Below are 16,873 nucleotides of genomic sequence, written 5' to 3' on the forward strand. Positions count from 1 at the left end.
CTAAGGAGGAGAAACAATGAACAACAAGATGAAGAAGACAGCAGCAGTCCTGGTCGTATCCGCAGCGTTGATGAGTACAGGGTATTCGGCTTTCGCGGACGAAGCAGCACCGGTCGCACCGGTTGCTTCCGAAGCGATAGCCGTGCATAAATTAACCGACAATTTGGACGTGGAAGTAAAAAGCATTTTGAACGAGCATGTTCCTGAAGGCACCCGGATTGGGGTTGTCATTCGGATGAAAAACAATAGCACCGGCATCGTACGCGTTCCGGAATACGAGCTTCGCGTCAAAACGTCTGACGGCACCGAGTATACGCTCCAGCCGAGCGCATCGAATATTAAAGCCGTTCAATCGAAGGCCAATTCGGAGCTGAGCTACATGGCTGTGATTGACCGCACAGACGATGTGCAGCTGGCGGAAGTGAATTGGACGGACGTGGATTATTACGTCTATCCGAAGAAAGAAACCCCAATCCTTAATATCCCGGTTGCCGGTCTTGGCTGGCAGGGAAGCGATATGCCGATTACGGATGCCGCTTCGGTGAAAAAGTGGTCGGATTCGTTCACAATTCCGTCCCTGACTTCGCCGATCCAGTACACTCCGGTGAATATCGACAAGCAATCGACGGACAAAGGCACCGTGTATGTCGTACAATTGCTTGCATATAACCCTACGGACAAGCGCGAAACGATTCCGGAATTCTCGCTCGACGGGAAGACGGCAGCGAAAGTATTCACAGGCAAGCGGGTAGAAGAGGGAGCATTGGTGCTGGATAGCAAGGAAGAGAAATATATTCACTTTGCGATTCCAACCGATCAAGATACGGAGCTTGCGAGTCTGAATCTGCTGACGAAGGAATCCTTCGCTCAAGCGGGCGCTAGCGCAGCAGCTCCAGGTGAGGTCATTCAATATCAGGTGGGCCGATTGAACATTTTGCTTCCGGTCAACGGCGGCACAACAGCTCTTGCACCGTATACGTTGGGTGAAGCGATGACCTTCGATACGCGCAGCGATTTGATTCATCCAAGCCTGCAAGTATCCTTGGTGGAATTGCATACCTACGATAACGAAGAGGAAGGCAACAAAATCGTAACCGCCAAATTCAAACTTAACAATTCAAGCGACAAGCCTATTTCGATTCCTGAGTTCCAAGCCGACCTTCTGAATCCTGAAGGTTATGAGTACAGCGGTCAACGCCAAACGATTACCAATACGCCGATCTTGCCGAATTCCGGTATTGTAGTGAATTATTCCTTTAATATCCCGTTGTCCGAAGCAGGACAAGGGCTCGGCTTGAAAATCGTCGACGCCAAAACCGCAGCTCCTTATAAACAAACGATCGCATCGTACCGGGTAGATGTGCAAAAACAAGAAGAGAATACGAAGTTCAGCGTCTATCCGTTCAAATTTGATGTTTCCCATTGGGATGTCTCTTACTTGTTCAGCATCCAAACTCTGGAGTACTCGTACAAAGGGAAGTTCATCATGGACATTGAGAGAGAACCGAGCATTCAAGTGGATCAAAACTTCTCCAAGCTGCAATTCGAATTGTATGATGCTTCCGGCCGATTGGTCGGCACGAGCACAGGTTCCTTCATTGGAGCTAACCGTCTTGTAACCGGAGAGAACAACTTTACGTTCAAAGGCACGTCCCAACAATTCGATTCGCCGTTGACTCTCAAAGTGTTTGAAGTCTTCACTACAGCGGGCGGAGAAGCGAAACGTCTTGTAACCGAATATACAAAATAATCCAATTTTATAGCGCAATACAAACAGAAAGGCCGCGGGGATGTCCGCGGCTTTTTTGTATTGTGCATACAGATGCAATTATAGGCTCGTCCGTTTACTTTTCGTACAAACGGATGGGCCTTTCTATTTCGGCATAATTTTCCTCAATATCTCTGGTTATCGATTCCAGCATATATAGCGCTTCTTTCCGCTTGCTCTCGTCCCCGATAGCTTGAAGCAGCGACTCCAAATAATCCAATCTCGTTTTGGTTACAAACCTCATATACATGACCTCATTATTGGTGGGATGGTTATATCATTCGCAAGGAAACGAAGGATTCAGGCCGGAGGTGCAGGACCCGTCAGCCGCGTAACGTGTCGCCGGACAATCATGAAATGCGGACTATGAGAATAAACTTGGAGATAGGGTGCGAACATCGGGAATAATCAAGGATCCAATCCGGATTGAAAGAGAGGTGCCAGATGGAGCGTAATGTTATTATTGGACTCCCCGCCTATAACGAGGGAAGTGTGCTGCCCATTTTGCTATTGAAGCTGGAATCGCTTAGATCTAAGCTGGATGACCCTATGCATATCCTTGTCATCAATGACGGAAGCACGGATGATACGTTGGCCATTCTCAGAGAATACGGTGCTTGTTGTGTCGACTTGAAGTCGATTACGCATCCGACGAACCGAGGCTTAGGGGAAGCGATGAACACGATGTTCCGATATGTCGTGAATCATTATGATAAAGAGGACTTACTGATTACGCTGGACGCTGACAATACGCACAGCCCTGCGATCATCCCCGATCTGGTGAAGAAGCTTGTTCATGAACAGCTCGATATGGTCATTGCTTCCAGGTTCACGGCAGGAGGCAAGGAGCTCGGGCTTGCCATGCACCGCAAGCTGTTCAGCCGCGGAGCGAAGCTGTTTTTCAAGCTGTTTTTCCCTATCGACAACGTGAATGATTATTCGTGCGGCTTCCGGTGCTACCGGGTCGGATTTTTGAGCAAAGCGATGAGCTCTTACGACGGCCCTTTCATTACGAGTGCGGGGTTCGAGTGCATGGCGGAAATTATGGCCCGTTTTAGCAAAATGGGAGTGAAAGCAGGCGAGTATCCTTTAATATTGGAATACCATCTCAAAGAAAGCAAGAGCAAAATGAAAATCTGGAAAACGATTATTGGCTACTTCATGCTGTTGAAAAAAGTGAAGTTCGATAAAAAGTGGAACAAAGAGCACGCGGTATGAAAACGTTAGTATGGATTGTGGTTTCCGTAGTACTCGGCTCATTGGGACAGGTTGTATTGAAGCTCGGCTCGAACAAGCTGGGGGATGTCGGTCTAAGCTTACAAACTCTCCCTGAAGATATGCTCAGACTTCTCAAGACTCCGGAAATTGTCGTCGGTCTGGTGTTATTCGGAACAAGCTTTCTATTATGGATTAAAGTGCTCACCCAAACGGAACTAAGCTATGCGTATCCCATGGTGAGCTTAGGTTATGTGAACGTGGTGCTTCTGTCGTACTTTTTGCTGCAGGAGACGTTTACATGGAACAAGCTCATCGGAACGGCCATTATTATCATTGGAATTCTGGTTATTAACAAGTAGTGACAGGAGGAAGCCGCGGCTTGGACAGGAAACCCAGATACGGATGGCTTGTAACTCTTCTTGTATTCATGTTCATTGCAGCCCTGCGCATCCCTTACATAACGAACTCGCCTTACGAATACGATTCCTGGAGGCAATCGGATACCGAATCCATCGCCTTGAATTTTATCGGCCATCGCTTCCATATTTTGTACCCGCAGTTGAATTATGACGGTCCGCTGCCTAATTATGTTCAGCTGGAGTTTCAAATCACGACATGGATCATCGCGATCCTGTATCAGCTTTTCGGTCAGCATTATGCATTGGCAAGAGCGGTTCCCATCCTCTTTTTTATCGGCTCCGCGTATTTTCTGTATCGGATTGGGAAGAGCTATTTCTCGCCGTCCATAGGCTGGCTAGCGGTGCTTATTTACGGAATGCTGCCGGTCAGCATCTTGTATTCAAGAGCCATCATGCCGGAGTCGGCGGCGCTTTTCTTCATGCTCGGAGCCTTCTATTGGTTCTCCGAATGGAGGGATAGCCGCAAGCGATGGCTGCTGATCATGGCGGGACTGTTCACGGCGCTGGCGATCTCGCAAAAGATCCCTACCATATTCGTGGGCATCCCGATGCTGTGGATGGCTGCTACAGCTTACCGCTGGCGCATGTTCGCCAAGTGGGAGCTGTGGTTGTTCGCCGTCATAGCTCTGCTGCCGCCGTTCCTGTATTTTCGCTGGTTGAGCACGATTGCCGAATTTCCGTTCGTCAGCGGAATTGCGTCTAAACACATATTGCCGAATTTGCTGACGAGCATAACAACGGACGCGGCGCAGCGTTTTTTTGTCGAGCAGCTGCCCGAAACCTTCACCTGGTATGGAGTCGCCATGTTCGTATGCGGATTGCTCGTGTTGAACTGGAAGCGGCAATATCCTATCGGCATATGGGCAATTGCCATGATCATCGAGCTCGTAACGATTGTCGCTACGATCCGCTTCAACTACTACTTAATCTTCACCGGACCTCTCGTAGCGCTGCTCGGGGCCAAGCTGTTCCATATGTTAAACCAATGGATACTCGGAAGACTGGTGTCGGTCGCATGGTTGCTCCTGTTAGCCTATCACAGCTGCCTGATTGTGGCGCCTATTCTTGATTATCAGCTGAATCAGGTGCTGCAGCAAGCCGAAGTGGTACAAAAGCTGACGAAACCTGACGATTTGATCGTTGTCGGCACCGACGATCCGTCATTATTGAATGCCAGTCACCGGAGGGGATGGAGGGTGGGCAATACGATGCCCGGCGATCCGGTAGCGGAATTACAATATTTCGTGAACCATGGCGCAGCCTACTTTGTTCCGCTGCAGGGAACGATTTATGGTGATGACGGGACGCTCCATCAATATTTGCTAGCGAACTATCCTTTACTGGAGGCCAAAAACGGTCTATCGATCTATAAGCTGAGCAAATAATCGCTTGGCCGGCCTACCAGCTGAAGCCGTTCTACTACGGCGTCAGCTTTTTAAGTTATGCCGCTTGACGAACATGCCGTTTACTCTTTAAGATAAACTCACCATCGATTGAACGGTGGACTACATCATCCGATGGGAGGATCAGGCCTCTTTAATGGATACGGTCAATTATGCCATTTCGGCAACCTCGTTAAGCGAGCAAGTGTATTTATCCTTGAAAAAGCAAATATTGAAAGGAAGTCTCGCTCCCGGACACCGGTTGATCGTCCTAGAGCTTGCCAAGCAATATGAAGTAAGTCAAGCTCCCGTGAGGGAGGCGCTGGAACGGCTTAAGCAGGAAGGGCTTATCGTGGGAAAAGCCAATAAGGGATCGGTCGTCTCCGAAATAACCCAGGACGAAATCCGTGATATTTATGAGCTGCGGCAGCTGATCGAAGGCTATGCTTTGCGGCAAACGATGCTGGCTTTGAATGAGAGCGATATCGACTATTTGCAGCAAATCTTGATCGAGATGAGAACCGCAGTGGACAATAACGACGCCTACTTATTGGTCGAACTGGATATGAAATTCCACGGGCATTTCTACAAAAGAAGCGGTAACGCGCTCTTCCTGCAAATATGGGACGGGATCAAGACGAAAATTATGCGATTTATTTCAGTAACGAACCAGGATCATTCCGGGTACAGTATTCCGGATTCCCACGCTGAGCTGTTGGGCATTATCAAGTCGGGGAACATCGATGAAGCGGAAGAGAAGCTGATTCGCGGCTTGGATTTTTATAAACAATACACGAGCTGAATAGGCTAGGGACAGGACAAGGATCATTTGCGATGAGCCTTGTCTTTTTCCTTTGGAAACGAAGTGACGGGACTGTTACCGTAAAAGTAAGTCATTTCACCAAATTTGCCGTATTCGAATATCAGCTTCGACAAATTCTCTTGTTTTTTGCTATTTCCAAATGAAGGGAGGAGCATTATAATGTGATTAATAGATAATCGATTATCGATAATCTATTCTAAGAAGGCTGCAAATCTTATTATCGATAATCGATAAAAAGGAAGTGATGGATATTGCCTAGCGATTCAATCCCTTTGCTTTCTCATTCGATAAGCACTCAAGTGTACACCAGGCTCAAGAGAGAGATTCTGGAAGGGGGGTTATCTCCTGGCGAGCGATTAATTGTAACGGACATTGCCGGCCGGTTCCAAATCAGTCAAGCTCCTGTCAGAGAGGCTCTGGAAAGATTGAAGCAGGAAGGGCTCATTATCGGCAAGGCTAACAAAGGGTCGGTGGTTTCCAATATTACAAGAGACGAAATCAACGACATTTATATTTTACGAGAGATTCTGGAAGGCTTTGCCGTCCGACGAACGATGCCGAAGCTCGACGACAGCAATTTTCAGTATTTGGAGGAAGTGGTCTCACGAATGAAAGAGGCCATTGAAACGGAGGATCTCATGGGAACCGTGGAGATCGATCTGGAGTTTCACGGATTTTTTTACAAGCAATGCGGGAACCACGCTATTCTGGAGGCTTGGGAGCGGATGAGCACCAAGGTGATGCGCTTTATGGCCATATCGAATCAGCGCCATTCCTCCGACAAGCTGGTTGAAGCTCACAACGCATTGATCGATTCGTTAAGAAACGGAGATATAGACGCGGCTGAGTCATTGTTTCTCGAGCATATCAAGCATGCGCACGCTGGCTTATTATAAGATTCATGGAAACTGCGGGACCATTCGGATGCACCTTACGGGTGTCCTAAAAGGGGAAATGGATTTTGCTGAACAAAGAGCGGTTGTTCGATGAAGACGAGATGTTAGAGTTGATGAGAGAGCGTTTTTTAAGCAGCCTGGTGTCCAGGGAGAATTATTACAAGCAGCGCTTCAAAGAAATATGCTTCTACTTGAAGCTGAATCCTTATTTTAATTTCCCTGCTCTTGCGCTGCTCGAGCCTGCCAGGTCCAGCGGCGAGGAATGGGAGAAGAGGAAGGCTTTGAAAGAAATTCGCGATTACTTGCAGCGATACGAGCATGGTGCCGGCAGCATCGTTATATTTACAGATAGCGAGGAACGGCTCGGATTGTTATTTTCATGGGTGTCGCGTGAACTGATAGAATCCATCAACAGCAAGCTGAACGGCGTGATGCCCCATCCGGTGCATATTGGCGTCGGCAGACCTTGCTCGAACCTGGCGGACGTGCATTTGTCATACCGCCAAGCTCTGGCGGCTTTGCAGGACAAGTTTTATAAAAGCGACGGAGAAGTGGTTTATTATAATGAGCTGATCCGATACCAGCCGGTTGGCAAATATCCTGTTGAGAAGGAAAAGGAATTGCTGGAGTTTCTGAAGCATGCGCCGTCTAGCGGGGAGATCGAGTGTGCGGTCGAACGGTTTTATACGCATATATTGCAATATGGACCTGTTGACAGCAAATCAATCTATGAGCTGACGATCCGACTTTTATTGGGGTTGGAGAAAAGAATCCTTACCGATTTGGAAAACGTAAACGTTTACAAACCGTGTGAAAGCACGGCTGTTGTACAGATGAAATCGATGCGGCAGATTAAAGCCTATGTGACGGAGCAGCTCTCGGCATTACGGGAGGTTCTGCTGCAGAACGAAGGGGAAAGCCACCGCAATATTATTAAAAAGACGATTCAATATATGGAGCAGGAATGCCAGAACGCAACATTGTACAGCGTCGCACAAAAGGTCTATATGACCCCGACGTATTTAAGCTCGCTGTTCAAAATGAACACAGGGAAGACGTTCATCGATCAGCTGACGGAAATTCGGATTACGAAAGCGAAAGAGATGCTTAAATGCACACATCTGAAAAATTATGAGGTAGCCGAAAAGGTAGGCTATAAGGATTCGCGGTATTTCAGCCAAATTTTCAAGAAGAAGGTTGGTCTGTCGCCAAGCGAATATAGAGATTCAGCACAGTAATGCTGAACTAATGAGGAGGCTGTCATTGCCATGCAGATGTCGATGGAAGCCTCTTTTTATGATGAAAAAAAGGGACTGCTTTTCAGGATTCGAGGAGCAAGCTGTTCCCCGGCATGAAAAGCGTCCCTGCGGCCATTTACAAACGTACGTCGTTAGATCCGTTCGCATCGATTTTGCGGGCTTCTTCCAGCTCTCTATCCCACGTTAAATGACGGTACTCCGCTGCATCGTCCGATTGGTTGAACCAGTTCAGGAAATCCGACCACAGAGCTACCGTCCACGACGAATCGATCTGCGCGGTGGTATAAACTCCTTCCTTCAAACGAACGAAGCCGAACACATCCCGAACCTGAGATTTCTCCGCCTGCACAACGGTAAGCTCCGCCAAATGCGGCGGGATGAAGATGACGCCGGAAGGAGTACCGAGAACGATATCTCCCGGCAAGCACACGGCACGTCCGATTCGTGTCGGGGCGTTCATGCTGATCATCGTGCAATCCCCGATCGCAGTAGGATCACTTCCGCGGAAGTAGACGTTGATATTTTCAATCTGCACAACCTGCTGATTATCCCGTATACCGCCCCAAATTACGGCGCCGCCTCGTTTCGTGCGGGTAGAAATCGCCGTCGACAGATTCCCGCCTACATAGGTGCCCTGGTAAATTTTGTCGTACATATCAACGACCACAACGTCGTCTTCACCGAGCGAATCGATTACCCATTGATTGAAAAAGCCTTTTCGGCCTTCCTGTTCATGACCATAGGTAAGGAGCGTCTCGTGCAAATCCGGCCGTCTGGGCATCATGACGGCGGTAACCGCGCGTCCAACCATGGTTTTCTCAGGATGAATGATTTTGAAATCGCCTTCAAACTGATTCGTATATCCCCGGTTCCACAGAGGGCCCCATGCCTCTTCCAGCGTAATTTTTCTCATGCGGCGAAGAACATCGTCCGATACTTTCGGCCGGCCGTTCGGGAATCGCTCCCCTGTCCATAACGGGGTTAATTGAACGATATCTTCCGGATTATCGAATTTCATGCTAAGCACCTCACTCTTTCCGATGGGTATAGGATTGATTTCCTATGTCTATTGTTAAGGACATTGCCCGGTTTGTCGATGCGACGAATTTAAGATATTTTCAGCAAATTCGTAATATTTTCACACCTCGAAAGAAGGTGGAAGTATGCTTCCGGCATGTGCGACTCGGTTCTGAAAAAAATCAAACAAATTCATAAATTCCTCTCCTGTGCAATTGAAAGCGCTTTTGTTACTTTTATAAGCACAGGTGATTACACACCATGTTCATGCAAGATAATGAAAGGAGGTCTGGCAGTTCATGGCGGATCCGATATCTATTGCAAATAAGAACGAGACATCGATTACAAGTCAGCAGCTTTCCTCGAAGAGAATCAAGAACGCTTCCGAAACCAATCTCGCAGGGTATCTGTTTATTTCGCCTTGGTTAGCTGGTTTTCTGCTGCTCACGGCATGGCCGATTGCCCAATCGCTCTACTTATCGTTTACGGAATATTCCTTGCTGGATGAGCCTGTCTGGATCGGAGCGGACAATTATGCCAACATCTTTATGAAGGATCAGCTATTCCGCAAATCGTTAGCCGTTACGTTCACCTTCGTGTTATTCTCGGTGCCGATCAAGCTGTTCTGTTCCCTAATGGTCGCGATTGTTTTAAAACAGAGCATCAGGGGAATGAGTATTTACCGGACTGCGATCTATTTTCCGTCGCTAATTGGGGGCAGCATCGCCGTATCGGTGCTGTGGAGAAACATGTTCGGCCTGGACGGCTACATCAATCAGGTGTTGAGCTGGTTTGGCATTCAAGGAGTAGGGTGGATCACGAACCCTAACACATCGCTAGGTACGCTGATTTTATTGAGTGCATGGCAGTTCGGCTCCACTATGGTTATTTTCTTGGCAGGGTTAAAGCAAATTCCTCAAGAGCTGTACGAATCTGCATCTGTCGACGGAGCAGGCAAGGTGAAGCAATTTTTCCGCATCACGCTGCCGATGCTGTCCCCGGTAATGTTTTTCAATCTTGTGCTTGGGATTATAGGCTCCTTCCAAATGTTCACCTCCGCTTTTGTCATTACGAAGGGCGGTCCTGTCAATTCAACCTATGTGTATGCGCTGTTCTTATTTGAAAAAGCGTTCAAGCATTACCAGATGGGCTACGCGTCCGCCTTGGCGTGGATCCTGCTCGCTATCATCGGCGTCCTGACGGCGATCAATTTCTTTGCTTCCCGGTACTGGGTATTCTACGAATCGGAAGGGGGGAAGGCCAAATGAATACGTCCCGCCTGCGCGTAGCTTCTATAAGCAAGCACGTTATGCTGTCCGCCATATCGCTCCTCATGATGTATCCGGTCATCTGGTGGGTGGGAGCGTCCTTGAAGAAAAACGAGGAAATGAGGCTGCCGAGCATTTGGCCCGAAACACCCATCTGGGACAATTATATCAAGGGCTGGAGCTTTTCGTCCGAGTACACCTTCACCCATTTTTTTGCCAATACGCTGATGATGGAGTTCTGGAGTGTAATCGGCGCCGTATTGAGCAGCTCCGTCGTAGCTTACGGCTTTGCCCGGCTTCAGTTCAAATTCCGTTCCCTGCTGTTCACAATCCTTCTAATGACGATGATGCTGCCGGGTCAGGTGACGATGGTACCGCAATACATTCTGTATAACAAATTCGGCTTGGTAGACAGCTATATCCCTTTAATCTTGCCGCACTTCTTCGGCGGGGGAGCCTTCTTCATCTTCCTGCTGGTACAATTCATCCGGGGAATACCGAGAGAGCTGGACGAAGCGGCCAAGATGGACGGAGCCTCCGTATACGGCATCTTTATCCGGATTATTTTTCCGCTGCTTAAGCCTTCATTGATTACTGTAGCCATCTTCACGTTCATTTGGAGCTGGGACGACTTCTTCGGGCAAATGCTCTATTTAAGCTCCATTGATAAATACACCGTCGGGTTGGCGCTCCGGATGTTCGTCGATCAGTTTGAAATTCAGTGGGGGCAGCTGCTTGCGATGTCGCTGCTGTCCATCGTTCCTTCCGTCATCGTATTTTTCCTCGCGCAAAAGCATTTCGTGGAAGGGATAGCGACAACAGGCCTGAAAGGCTGAATCAACTTTCCATTTGAAAGGGGAGTAACAGGTATGAACGGTCGAAGAAAGCTCTTTAAAGCAGGTTCTGTGTCTATGGTATCTCTAAGCGCATTGCTGGTCCTGGCAGGGTGTAACGGAAGCGGAGCGAAGCCAACGGATACCAATCCGAACGGACAGACAAGCTTAAGCATCATGTGGTGGGGTGCCGACGCGCGACACCAGGCTACCTTGAAGGCGCTCGATATTTACTCGCAGCAGCATACCAATGTGAAGTTTAAGCCGGAATATTTGGCATGGGAAGGGTATTGGAGCAAGCTGACGACCTTGGCGGCTTCGAAGACGATGACGGACGTATTGCAAATGGACGGAGCTTACATTCAAGATTATGCGGGCAGAGGGACGCTGGAGGACTTGTCCGATATTGACTTGAAAGGGGTCGTCGATCCGAAAATTGTTGACTATTTAAAAATCAACGGCAAGCTGTACGGGATCCCGTTAAGCCATAACGGTCAAGGCTTTGCCTATAACAAAGCGGAGCTGGAGGCTGCTGGAATCCCTCTCCCAGCCAAGGACTGGACGTGGGACGACTATTTCAAGTTCGCCAAAGACGCTAGGGCGAAGCTGCCCAAAAATAAATACGGGATAGCCGATTCCTCATCCGACTGGACCTTCTATCAGTATTATCAAATTGCCCAAGGCAAAGGACCGATGCTGACCGACGGGAAAACGTTCCAGCTCGACAAGGACGTCTGGTTTCGGTATCAGAACTTGTATAAAGATTTACGCAAGGATGGCATAGTACCGCCAATCGAAGTTTCGAAAGCCTTTGTAGAAAATGATCCGAAGGCCGATCCGATGGCTTCCGGCACGGTCATGACGAGAGGTGCGACGGTCGGCTCCGTCAGCGTGCTTGAGCAGTTAATGCCCGGAAAAGTAGGCGTGGCTTCGTATCCGATAGGGCCTACGGGAGGCGGATGGGCGCAGTCGACTATTTTCCTCAGTGTCAGCGCCAATTCCAAAAACAAGCAGGCGGCCAAGGAGTTCGTCAAATGGTTCATTACCGACAAGGAGGCTGGCAAAACGCTCGGGCTTACTCGCGGCATTCCGATAAGCGAATCGATCTACAAAGAGCTCGAGCCGACATTGGAGAAGAAGGATGTACTCGCCAAGGAGCTGTTGGACAAATCGCTGCCGAAGGCGCTTCCGTTCTATCCTGCTCCCACGGGCTGGTCGGAATGGGTTCAGGCTTACCAGGCGGAGATGGATGCCGTTGTGTACGGCCAGCAATCGCTGGAGGATGCTTTCAAGAAAATCGATTCGATGGGAAAAGAGACGGCGGCCAAAGTGAGCGGTAAGAAGTAAAGCGTAGCGGGATAAGAAAATACATGTAAAAAGGACGCCGATTCATCGGCGTCTTTTTCATAAGTCATTAATTTTTGCTTACGGAGCAAAAAAACGCAATAAAAACAGCGGCCAAATAGCCGCTGTTTTATTTATTGCCCGGCATCCTCGGATAATCTCTTCATTTAGCTCCACAGCCTGTCGTTACCAAAATAGTGGTTCCACGATTCCGTCTCATCCCAATGTCCTGGAATATCCGGATGAAGATGCTGTGCGATAACTTCATCGTTCAGCTCCTCAATGCCGAGTCCAGGCGCATCCGGAACGGCGATGAAGCCGTGTTGCAGCAGCGGCTTCGGCAGCTTGCTGATAATAATGTCGTCCCACCAATCCACATCGTTGGAGTGGAATTCCAACGCGAGGAAGTTCTCCGTAGCAGCGGCAGCATGAACCGCTGCCAGGCAGGCGATCGGGCTCTCGGCCATATGAATCGCCATGGCGACGCCGTGCTCCTGAGCCAGATCCCCAATTTTTTTCGTTTCGAGGATGCCGCCGGTGGTTAGAACATCGGGATGAATTACCGATACGCCGCCCGATTGGATCAGGGGTCTGAAGTTTTCTTTCAAATAAATGTCTTCTCCGGTACATATCGGTGTAGTGACCGAGTTGGCCAGCCGGACATATTGCTCGGTGTACTGCCATGGAATCATGTCTTCCATCCAAGCCAGGTTGTACTTATCAATTCTCCGGCCGAGCTTAATGCAATCCTCGACGCCTATGTGTCCGAAATGGTCAATCGCGATCGGCACTTCGTCTCCGACAACGGAACGCACATCGGCAACATACTGCTCAAGCACGTCAAGCCCTTTCTCCGTAATGTGGATGCCCGTAAACGGATGGGCGATATTTTGCAGGTCATACAAGCGGCTGCGCAGCTGGCGGAGCTCCAGCTCCGACAAATTGGCTTGTTTCCGGTTATGCCATTGGCGGGAAACAGCTCTCATTTCCTCCATAAATCCCAGAGGGGCGCTTACCGTTCCCGGCTCATTGGCAAGGATACCGAGGCCCAGGTCCATTTTTAGGAAGGTAAAGCCTTTGTCCATCCGTTTCTTTAACGCCTGGCCCATGGCAAGGCCGGTATTTTTGCCGTCGACATCCGTGTCGCAATACATCCGAATGGTATCGCGGAATTTGCCTCCCAGCATCTGGTAGATGGGAATGTGGTAAGCTTTGCCGGCAAGGTCCCACAACGCGATCTCAATCCCGCTGACCCCGCCGCCTTGCCGGGCATGGCCGCCGAACTGCTTGATGCGACGGAACAGCTTATCGATATTGCACGGATTTTCGCCGATAAGGCGGCTCTTGAGCTGCTGGGCGTACAATTTATCCGCTCCGTCCCGTACTTCGCCGAACCCGACTAAGCCTTGGTTGGTGTATACCTTGATCAGGCTGCAATGCATGGGAGCTCCGGCAATATCCGCAAAACGAATATCCGTAATGCGAAGCTCCGAAGGCTTGGAATTCGTGTTGACATGGGCTAGCGTGCTTTCGTAGGTTTCTTGATTGATCATAAGAGAACCTCCTGTATCGTAAAATTTGACATCATAGCAGCATGCTGGCTCCATCCATACGGATGGAAGCTCCGGACAAAAATTCCGCCTCGTCCGAGGCGATGTAACAAATCAAATTACCGATATCATAAGGCCTTCCTGTTCTGCCCAATGGGAACTTAAGAGCTATCCGCTTGCGTTCTTCTTCCTCCGAATGGCTGATTGGACGTACCCGAATTGCACCCGGTTCAATGGAATTGACGGTTATGCCGTATTGGGCAAGCTCGATGGCGCTTTCCCTGACGAGCATTTTGACGCCTCCCTTGGTCATCGAGTAGACGGTATCGAAGTCGGTCGGTCTTTTCCCGTGTACGGAGCAGATATTGATAATTCTCCCGAACCGCTTCGCCTTCATGTAAGGAACGACGGCTTGAATGCACTGCCAATAGCCCTTCAAATTGATATTCATCTCTTGATCATACGTATCGTCATCATGCTGAAACAGCGTATAATTAAGCTGCAGAGCTGCATTATTGACGAGAATATCGATTCCGCCGAAATGTTCTGCCGCTTCCCGGACCATACGATCGATTTCATGCTTTTGGGAAACGTCCGCTTTTACGATGATAGATTCGCCGCCGACGTCCTTGATGCGCTGCATGGTCTCCAGGCCAGCGGCATCGCCGTCTTTGGAATTGCAGTTAATCGCTACTCTGACACCGCGTTTGGCCAGCTCTACCGCTGTGCCTTGTCCGATTCCGGTTCCCGATCCTGTAACCAACGCTACTTTTCCTGCAAGACTCAGTGTCATCACCCCTTTTCCAGAGTCAGCTTGACGGCTTCTTCATTTTGTGATTCATGTAATGCAGCACGAATCCGCCGTCCAACCGAATATCCGCACCGTTGATGAAGCGGGATTCATCCGTTGCCAGGAAGAGCGCACAGTTCGCTATATCATCCGGTGTTCCTAATTCTGCGCGGGGCACTTTGTACGTATAATCTTCATACAGGGTAGACAAACCGCTCTTGAACGTTTCGTTATCTCCGGCAATCGGACCGACCTCTATCGTATTGACATTGATGTTGTAACGGCCGAGCTCGAGCGCCGCTTCCCGGGCCAGCATCTTCAGTGAGCTTCGGGAAACGCTGTACACAAAGGAGGAGCCGGTCGGTTTCTCGGCATGAATGGAGCTGATATACACGATTTTGCCGCTTTGTTTGGCGCACATTTGCTTTCCGACGGCTTGAGTGCACAGGAACGCGGATTTGGCATTATAATTCATGACATTCGTAAACGTGTCTTCGTCGCATGCTTCGACACTGGCTGGCAGGACCTTGTTATTGTTATGAATAAGAACATCTACGGTTCCGATCTTCCGCTCTGCTTCAGCTAACACGGAAGCGACTTCGGAGCCTCGCCAAAGGTCAGCCGTAACGACCATCGCTTTGGCTTGAACGGATTCACAGTAAGCCAGCTCCGATGCAATGGCACTGCCATCCGACAGGCTGTTTAAAATAAAATGAGCACCCTCATCCGCAAAACGGCGGATCATTGCCGATCCTGTCGGGCTGTCCGCATCCGTAACGAAAACGATCTTTTGCTGCAATCTCAATGCAGTTCCTCCTTTCGCAATAGGTCATGAACGTAAACTAAGGCACACACTCATCATACCGAGGAAGCTGGAACGGATTCGATGCCGTAAATTTATGATTTTGTTTAATTTTTTTAGCAACCGCTCTATCTCCCCAAAAAAACGAACATAATCATAAAAATGCCGCCTATGCGCGGTATCGGGATACGAGTAGTTTGTAATCAGGAGATGGGGGATGACCCAAAATAGAGTCTGTGCTGAAGAGGCATAGAGCAAAAGGGAGTAGGGAGACAATCATGGTTCGAATGAGCTTGTTTATGTATTTTCTGTTTTCCACTTATAGCATAATGGGATTTTTTCTGCCTCCGTATCTCCAAAGCAATGGCCTCGATTCCGGTCAAATCGGCAATCTTCTGGCCGTAGGCTCATTGGTGGCCATGATAGCCCAGCCTGCCTGGGGATTTATCAGCGATAAGAACAAAACCGTCAAGCCGATCCTGCTCGTGCTGCTTATCTGCGCTTTCTCGGTGAGCTTAGGATTTTTTTCGGCGACATCGTTTTTCGCCATCCTATTTTTTTATGCGCTGTTTTCCTGTTTTCACAGTGCAACCGGACCGCTGGCCGAAACGCTGTGTATTGCCTATGCGAGCCAACACCAAAAAAGCTTCGGGCAAATACGGCTGTGGGGAGAAGTAGGGGTGGGAATGTCTTCGCTTCTTCTGGGCATCGTTATTGACCGCATCGGGATTCACCATCTAGGCGGTATCTATGCGTTGGCCGTGTGCGTAGCGGGTGCGGCTACTCTTTTGCTGCCAAACTCGAAGTCCGCTGCGTCCGCGGTGAACTTGTCGAACCTGGGGAAATTGTTCGTTAAACCCAAGCTATTATGGTTTCTGCTTCTTGTGCTAATGGTCGGAATCCCTCACCGGATGAACGATAGTATGCTAGCTATTTATCTTCACCGTTTGGGAGCGACGGATACGCAGCTTGGGATGGCTTGGCTTGTGGCTACGTTCAGTACGGTCCCCGTGTTTATGTTTATAAGTAAAATCATGAGAAAATGGAACGAATTAGGCATTCTAGTCATTGCCGCATTCGCGTATTCGCTCCGATGGATGATATACAGCTTTGCGGAGAGCCCTGGGGTTCTGATAGCCGCCCAGCTGCTGCACAGCTTGACGTTCCCGTTATTCCTCGTATCCTCGATCCAATATTTGTCCCGTATCGTGCCTGCCGAGCTTAGGGCTTCCGGTCAAGCGGCCTTTGCCGTTACGTTCGGCGGTCTTGGGGGAATCATCGGCAGCTCAACAGGAGGATATGCCATGGTTCAGCTTGGACCTCAGCCAACTTATTTGGCTGGCAGCTTGCTCGCTCTGGCTGGAGCAGCCGCCATCATAGCAACCTATAAGTTTGGTCAACGCAATAGCCGCCGGGGTCAGAGCGCAATGGTCAAGCCAGCGGATAACGAATCACTATAGGAAAGCATTGTAAAAAATCAAACGATATCCGTAAAAATGTCACA

Annotated in this window: 16 protein-coding genes; 11 read left to right on the forward strand and 5 right to left on the reverse strand. The window is 49.2% G+C overall.

Annotated elements, in window-relative coordinates; genetic code table 11:
• The first annotated feature begins 16 nt into the window (after positions 1 to 16).
• On the forward strand, positions 17 to 1,750 hold the full coding sequence (locus tag ACFQ88_RS03530) for a hypothetical protein (protein WP_379451945.1): 1,734 nt from the start codon (positions 17 to 19) through the stop codon (positions 1,748 to 1,750).
• 94 nt (positions 1,751 to 1,844) lie between these two features.
• Here the strand turns inward: ACFQ88_RS03530 and ACFQ88_RS03535 are convergent, their stop codons facing one another.
• Positions 1,845 to 2,012 carry a hypothetical protein gene (locus ACFQ88_RS03535; protein WP_239635051.1) on the reverse strand — a complete coding sequence of 56 codons (168 nt, stop codon included), beginning with the start codon at positions 2,010 to 2,012 and terminating at the stop codon, positions 1,845 to 1,847.
• A 200-nt stretch (positions 2,013 to 2,212) separates the two neighbouring features.
• Here ACFQ88_RS03535 and ACFQ88_RS03540 point away from each other — a divergent pair, with 200 nt between their 5' ends.
• The 6 genes from ACFQ88_RS03540 to ACFQ88_RS03565 all read left to right on the forward strand — a co-directional run bounded on the left by ACFQ88_RS03540 (position 2,213) and on the right by ACFQ88_RS03565 (position 7,744).
• Positions 2,213 to 2,986, forward strand: a complete 774-nt coding sequence (locus ACFQ88_RS03540) for a glycosyltransferase family 2 protein (RefSeq protein WP_379451947.1) — start codon at positions 2,213 to 2,215, stop codon at positions 2,984 to 2,986.
• A complete protein-coding gene (locus tag ACFQ88_RS03545; protein ID WP_379451949.1) occupies positions 2,983 to 3,345 on the forward strand; it encodes an EamA family transporter in 363 nt (120 codons plus the stop codon). Before ACFQ88_RS03540 ends, ACFQ88_RS03545 begins: the two co-directional genes overlap by 4 nt.
• Before the next feature lie 20 nt (positions 3,346 to 3,365).
• On the forward strand, positions 3,366 to 4,790 hold the full coding sequence (locus ACFQ88_RS03550) for a glycosyltransferase family 39 protein (protein WP_379451951.1): 1,425 nt from the start codon (positions 3,366 to 3,368) through the stop codon (positions 4,788 to 4,790).
• A gap of 154 nt (positions 4,791 to 4,944) precedes the next feature.
• Entirely contained in the window at positions 4,945 to 5,589 is a 645-nt protein-coding gene (locus ACFQ88_RS03555) for a GntR family transcriptional regulator (protein WP_379451953.1), read from the forward strand.
• 272 nt (positions 5,590 to 5,861) lie between these two features.
• The gene (locus tag ACFQ88_RS03560) at positions 5,862 to 6,506 is read left to right on the forward strand and encodes a GntR family transcriptional regulator (RefSeq protein WP_379451955.1); all 645 of its coding nucleotides are present in this window, start codon (positions 5,862 to 5,864) and stop codon (positions 6,504 to 6,506) included.
• A 65-nt stretch (positions 6,507 to 6,571) separates the two neighbouring features.
• Entirely contained in the window at positions 6,572 to 7,744 is a 1,173-nt protein-coding gene (locus ACFQ88_RS03565; protein WP_239635057.1) for a helix-turn-helix domain-containing protein, read from the forward strand.
• A 136-nt stretch (positions 7,745 to 7,880) separates the two neighbouring features.
• Here the strand turns inward: ACFQ88_RS03565 and ACFQ88_RS03570 are convergent, their stop codons facing one another.
• A complete protein-coding gene (locus ACFQ88_RS03570; protein WP_379451958.1) occupies positions 7,881 to 8,783 on the reverse strand; it encodes an RraA family protein in 903 nt (300 codons plus the stop codon).
• A 298-nt stretch (positions 8,784 to 9,081) separates the two neighbouring features.
• On the opposite strand from ACFQ88_RS03570, the gene ACFQ88_RS03575 reads away from it, so the two are divergent.
• The 3 genes from ACFQ88_RS03575 to ACFQ88_RS03585 are packed head-to-tail and all read left to right on the forward strand — an operon-like array spanning position 9,082 to position 12,230.
• Positions 9,082 to 10,050, forward strand: a complete 969-nt coding sequence (locus ACFQ88_RS03575) for a carbohydrate ABC transporter permease (RefSeq protein WP_239635059.1) — start codon at positions 9,082 to 9,084, stop codon at positions 10,048 to 10,050.
• Entirely contained in the window at positions 10,047 to 10,886 is an 840-nt protein-coding gene (locus ACFQ88_RS03580; RefSeq protein WP_239635060.1) for a carbohydrate ABC transporter permease, read from the forward strand. Before ACFQ88_RS03575 ends, ACFQ88_RS03580 begins: the two co-directional genes overlap by 4 nt.
• Before the next feature lie 33 nt (positions 10,887 to 10,919).
• The gene (locus tag ACFQ88_RS03585) at positions 10,920 to 12,230 is read left to right on the forward strand and encodes an ABC transporter substrate-binding protein (RefSeq protein ID WP_379451961.1); all 1,311 of its coding nucleotides are present in this window, start codon (positions 10,920 to 10,922) and stop codon (positions 12,228 to 12,230) included.
• A 164-nt stretch (positions 12,231 to 12,394) separates the two neighbouring features.
• Here ACFQ88_RS03585 and ACFQ88_RS03590 read toward each other — a convergent pair whose 3' ends face one another.
• The 3 genes from ACFQ88_RS03590 to ACFQ88_RS03600 are packed head-to-tail and all read right to left on the reverse strand — an operon-like array spanning position 12,395 to position 15,372.
• Positions 12,395 to 13,780 (reverse strand): mandelate racemase/muconate lactonizing enzyme family protein, encoded by a 1,386-nt coding sequence (locus ACFQ88_RS03590; RefSeq protein WP_239635062.1) that lies wholly within the window; start codon positions 13,778 to 13,780, stop codon positions 12,395 to 12,397.
• A gap of 31 nt (positions 13,781 to 13,811) precedes the next feature.
• Entirely contained in the window at positions 13,812 to 14,570 is a 759-nt protein-coding gene (locus ACFQ88_RS03595; RefSeq protein ID WP_239635063.1) for an SDR family NAD(P)-dependent oxidoreductase, read from the reverse strand.
• 16 nt (positions 14,571 to 14,586) lie between these two features.
• A complete protein-coding gene (locus ACFQ88_RS03600) occupies positions 14,587 to 15,372 on the reverse strand; it encodes an SDR family NAD(P)-dependent oxidoreductase (RefSeq protein WP_379451964.1) in 786 nt (261 codons plus the stop codon).
• A gap of 275 nt (positions 15,373 to 15,647) precedes the next feature.
• On the opposite strand from ACFQ88_RS03600, the gene ACFQ88_RS03605 reads away from it, so the two are divergent.
• A complete protein-coding gene (locus ACFQ88_RS03605) occupies positions 15,648 to 16,829 on the forward strand; it encodes an MFS transporter (protein WP_379451966.1) in 1,182 nt (393 codons plus the stop codon).
• The last annotated feature ends 44 nt before the right edge of the window (positions 16,830 to 16,873 follow it).

The sequence above is a fragment of the Paenibacillus sp. NPDC056579 genome (assembly GCF_042793215.1).
Lineage (GTDB): Bacteria > Bacillota > Bacilli > Paenibacillales > NBRC-103111 > Paenibacillus_S.

Excerpts from the sequence above, each read along its gene's own strand:
- ACFQ88_RS03605 (WP_379451966.1), top strand. The coding sequence starts at position 15,648 with ATGGTTCGAATGAGCTTGTTTATGTATTTTCTGTTTTCCACTTATAGC.
- ACFQ88_RS03590 (WP_239635062.1), bottom strand. The coding sequence starts at position 13,780 with ATGATCAATCAAGAAACCTACGAAAGCACGCTAGCCCATGTCAACACG.
- ACFQ88_RS03580 (WP_239635060.1), top strand. The coding sequence starts at position 10,047 with ATGAATACGTCCCGCCTGCGCGTAGCTTCTATAAGCAAGCACGTTATG.
- ACFQ88_RS03535 (WP_239635051.1), bottom strand. The coding sequence starts at position 2,012 with ATGAGGTTTGTAACCAAAACGAGATTGGATTATTTGGAGTCGCTGCTT.
- ACFQ88_RS03555 (WP_379451953.1), top strand. The coding sequence starts at position 4,945 with ATGGATACGGTCAATTATGCCATTTCGGCAACCTCGTTAAGCGAGCAA.
- ACFQ88_RS03545 (WP_379451949.1), top strand. The coding sequence starts at position 2,983 with ATGAAAACGTTAGTATGGATTGTGGTTTCCGTAGTACTCGGCTCATTG.
- ACFQ88_RS03585 (WP_379451961.1), top strand. The coding sequence starts at position 10,920 with ATGAACGGTCGAAGAAAGCTCTTTAAAGCAGGTTCTGTGTCTATGGTA.
- ACFQ88_RS03530 (WP_379451945.1), top strand. The coding sequence starts at position 17 with ATGAACAACAAGATGAAGAAGACAGCAGCAGTCCTGGTCGTATCCGCA.
- ACFQ88_RS03595 (WP_239635063.1), bottom strand. The coding sequence starts at position 14,570 with ATGACACTGAGTCTTGCAGGAAAAGTAGCGTTGGTTACAGGATCGGGA.
- ACFQ88_RS03570 (WP_379451958.1), bottom strand. The coding sequence starts at position 8,783 with ATGAAATTCGATAATCCGGAAGATATCGTTCAATTAACCCCGTTATGG.
- ACFQ88_RS03575 (WP_239635059.1), top strand. The coding sequence starts at position 9,082 with ATGGCGGATCCGATATCTATTGCAAATAAGAACGAGACATCGATTACA.
- ACFQ88_RS03540 (WP_379451947.1), top strand. The coding sequence starts at position 2,213 with ATGGAGCGTAATGTTATTATTGGACTCCCCGCCTATAACGAGGGAAGT.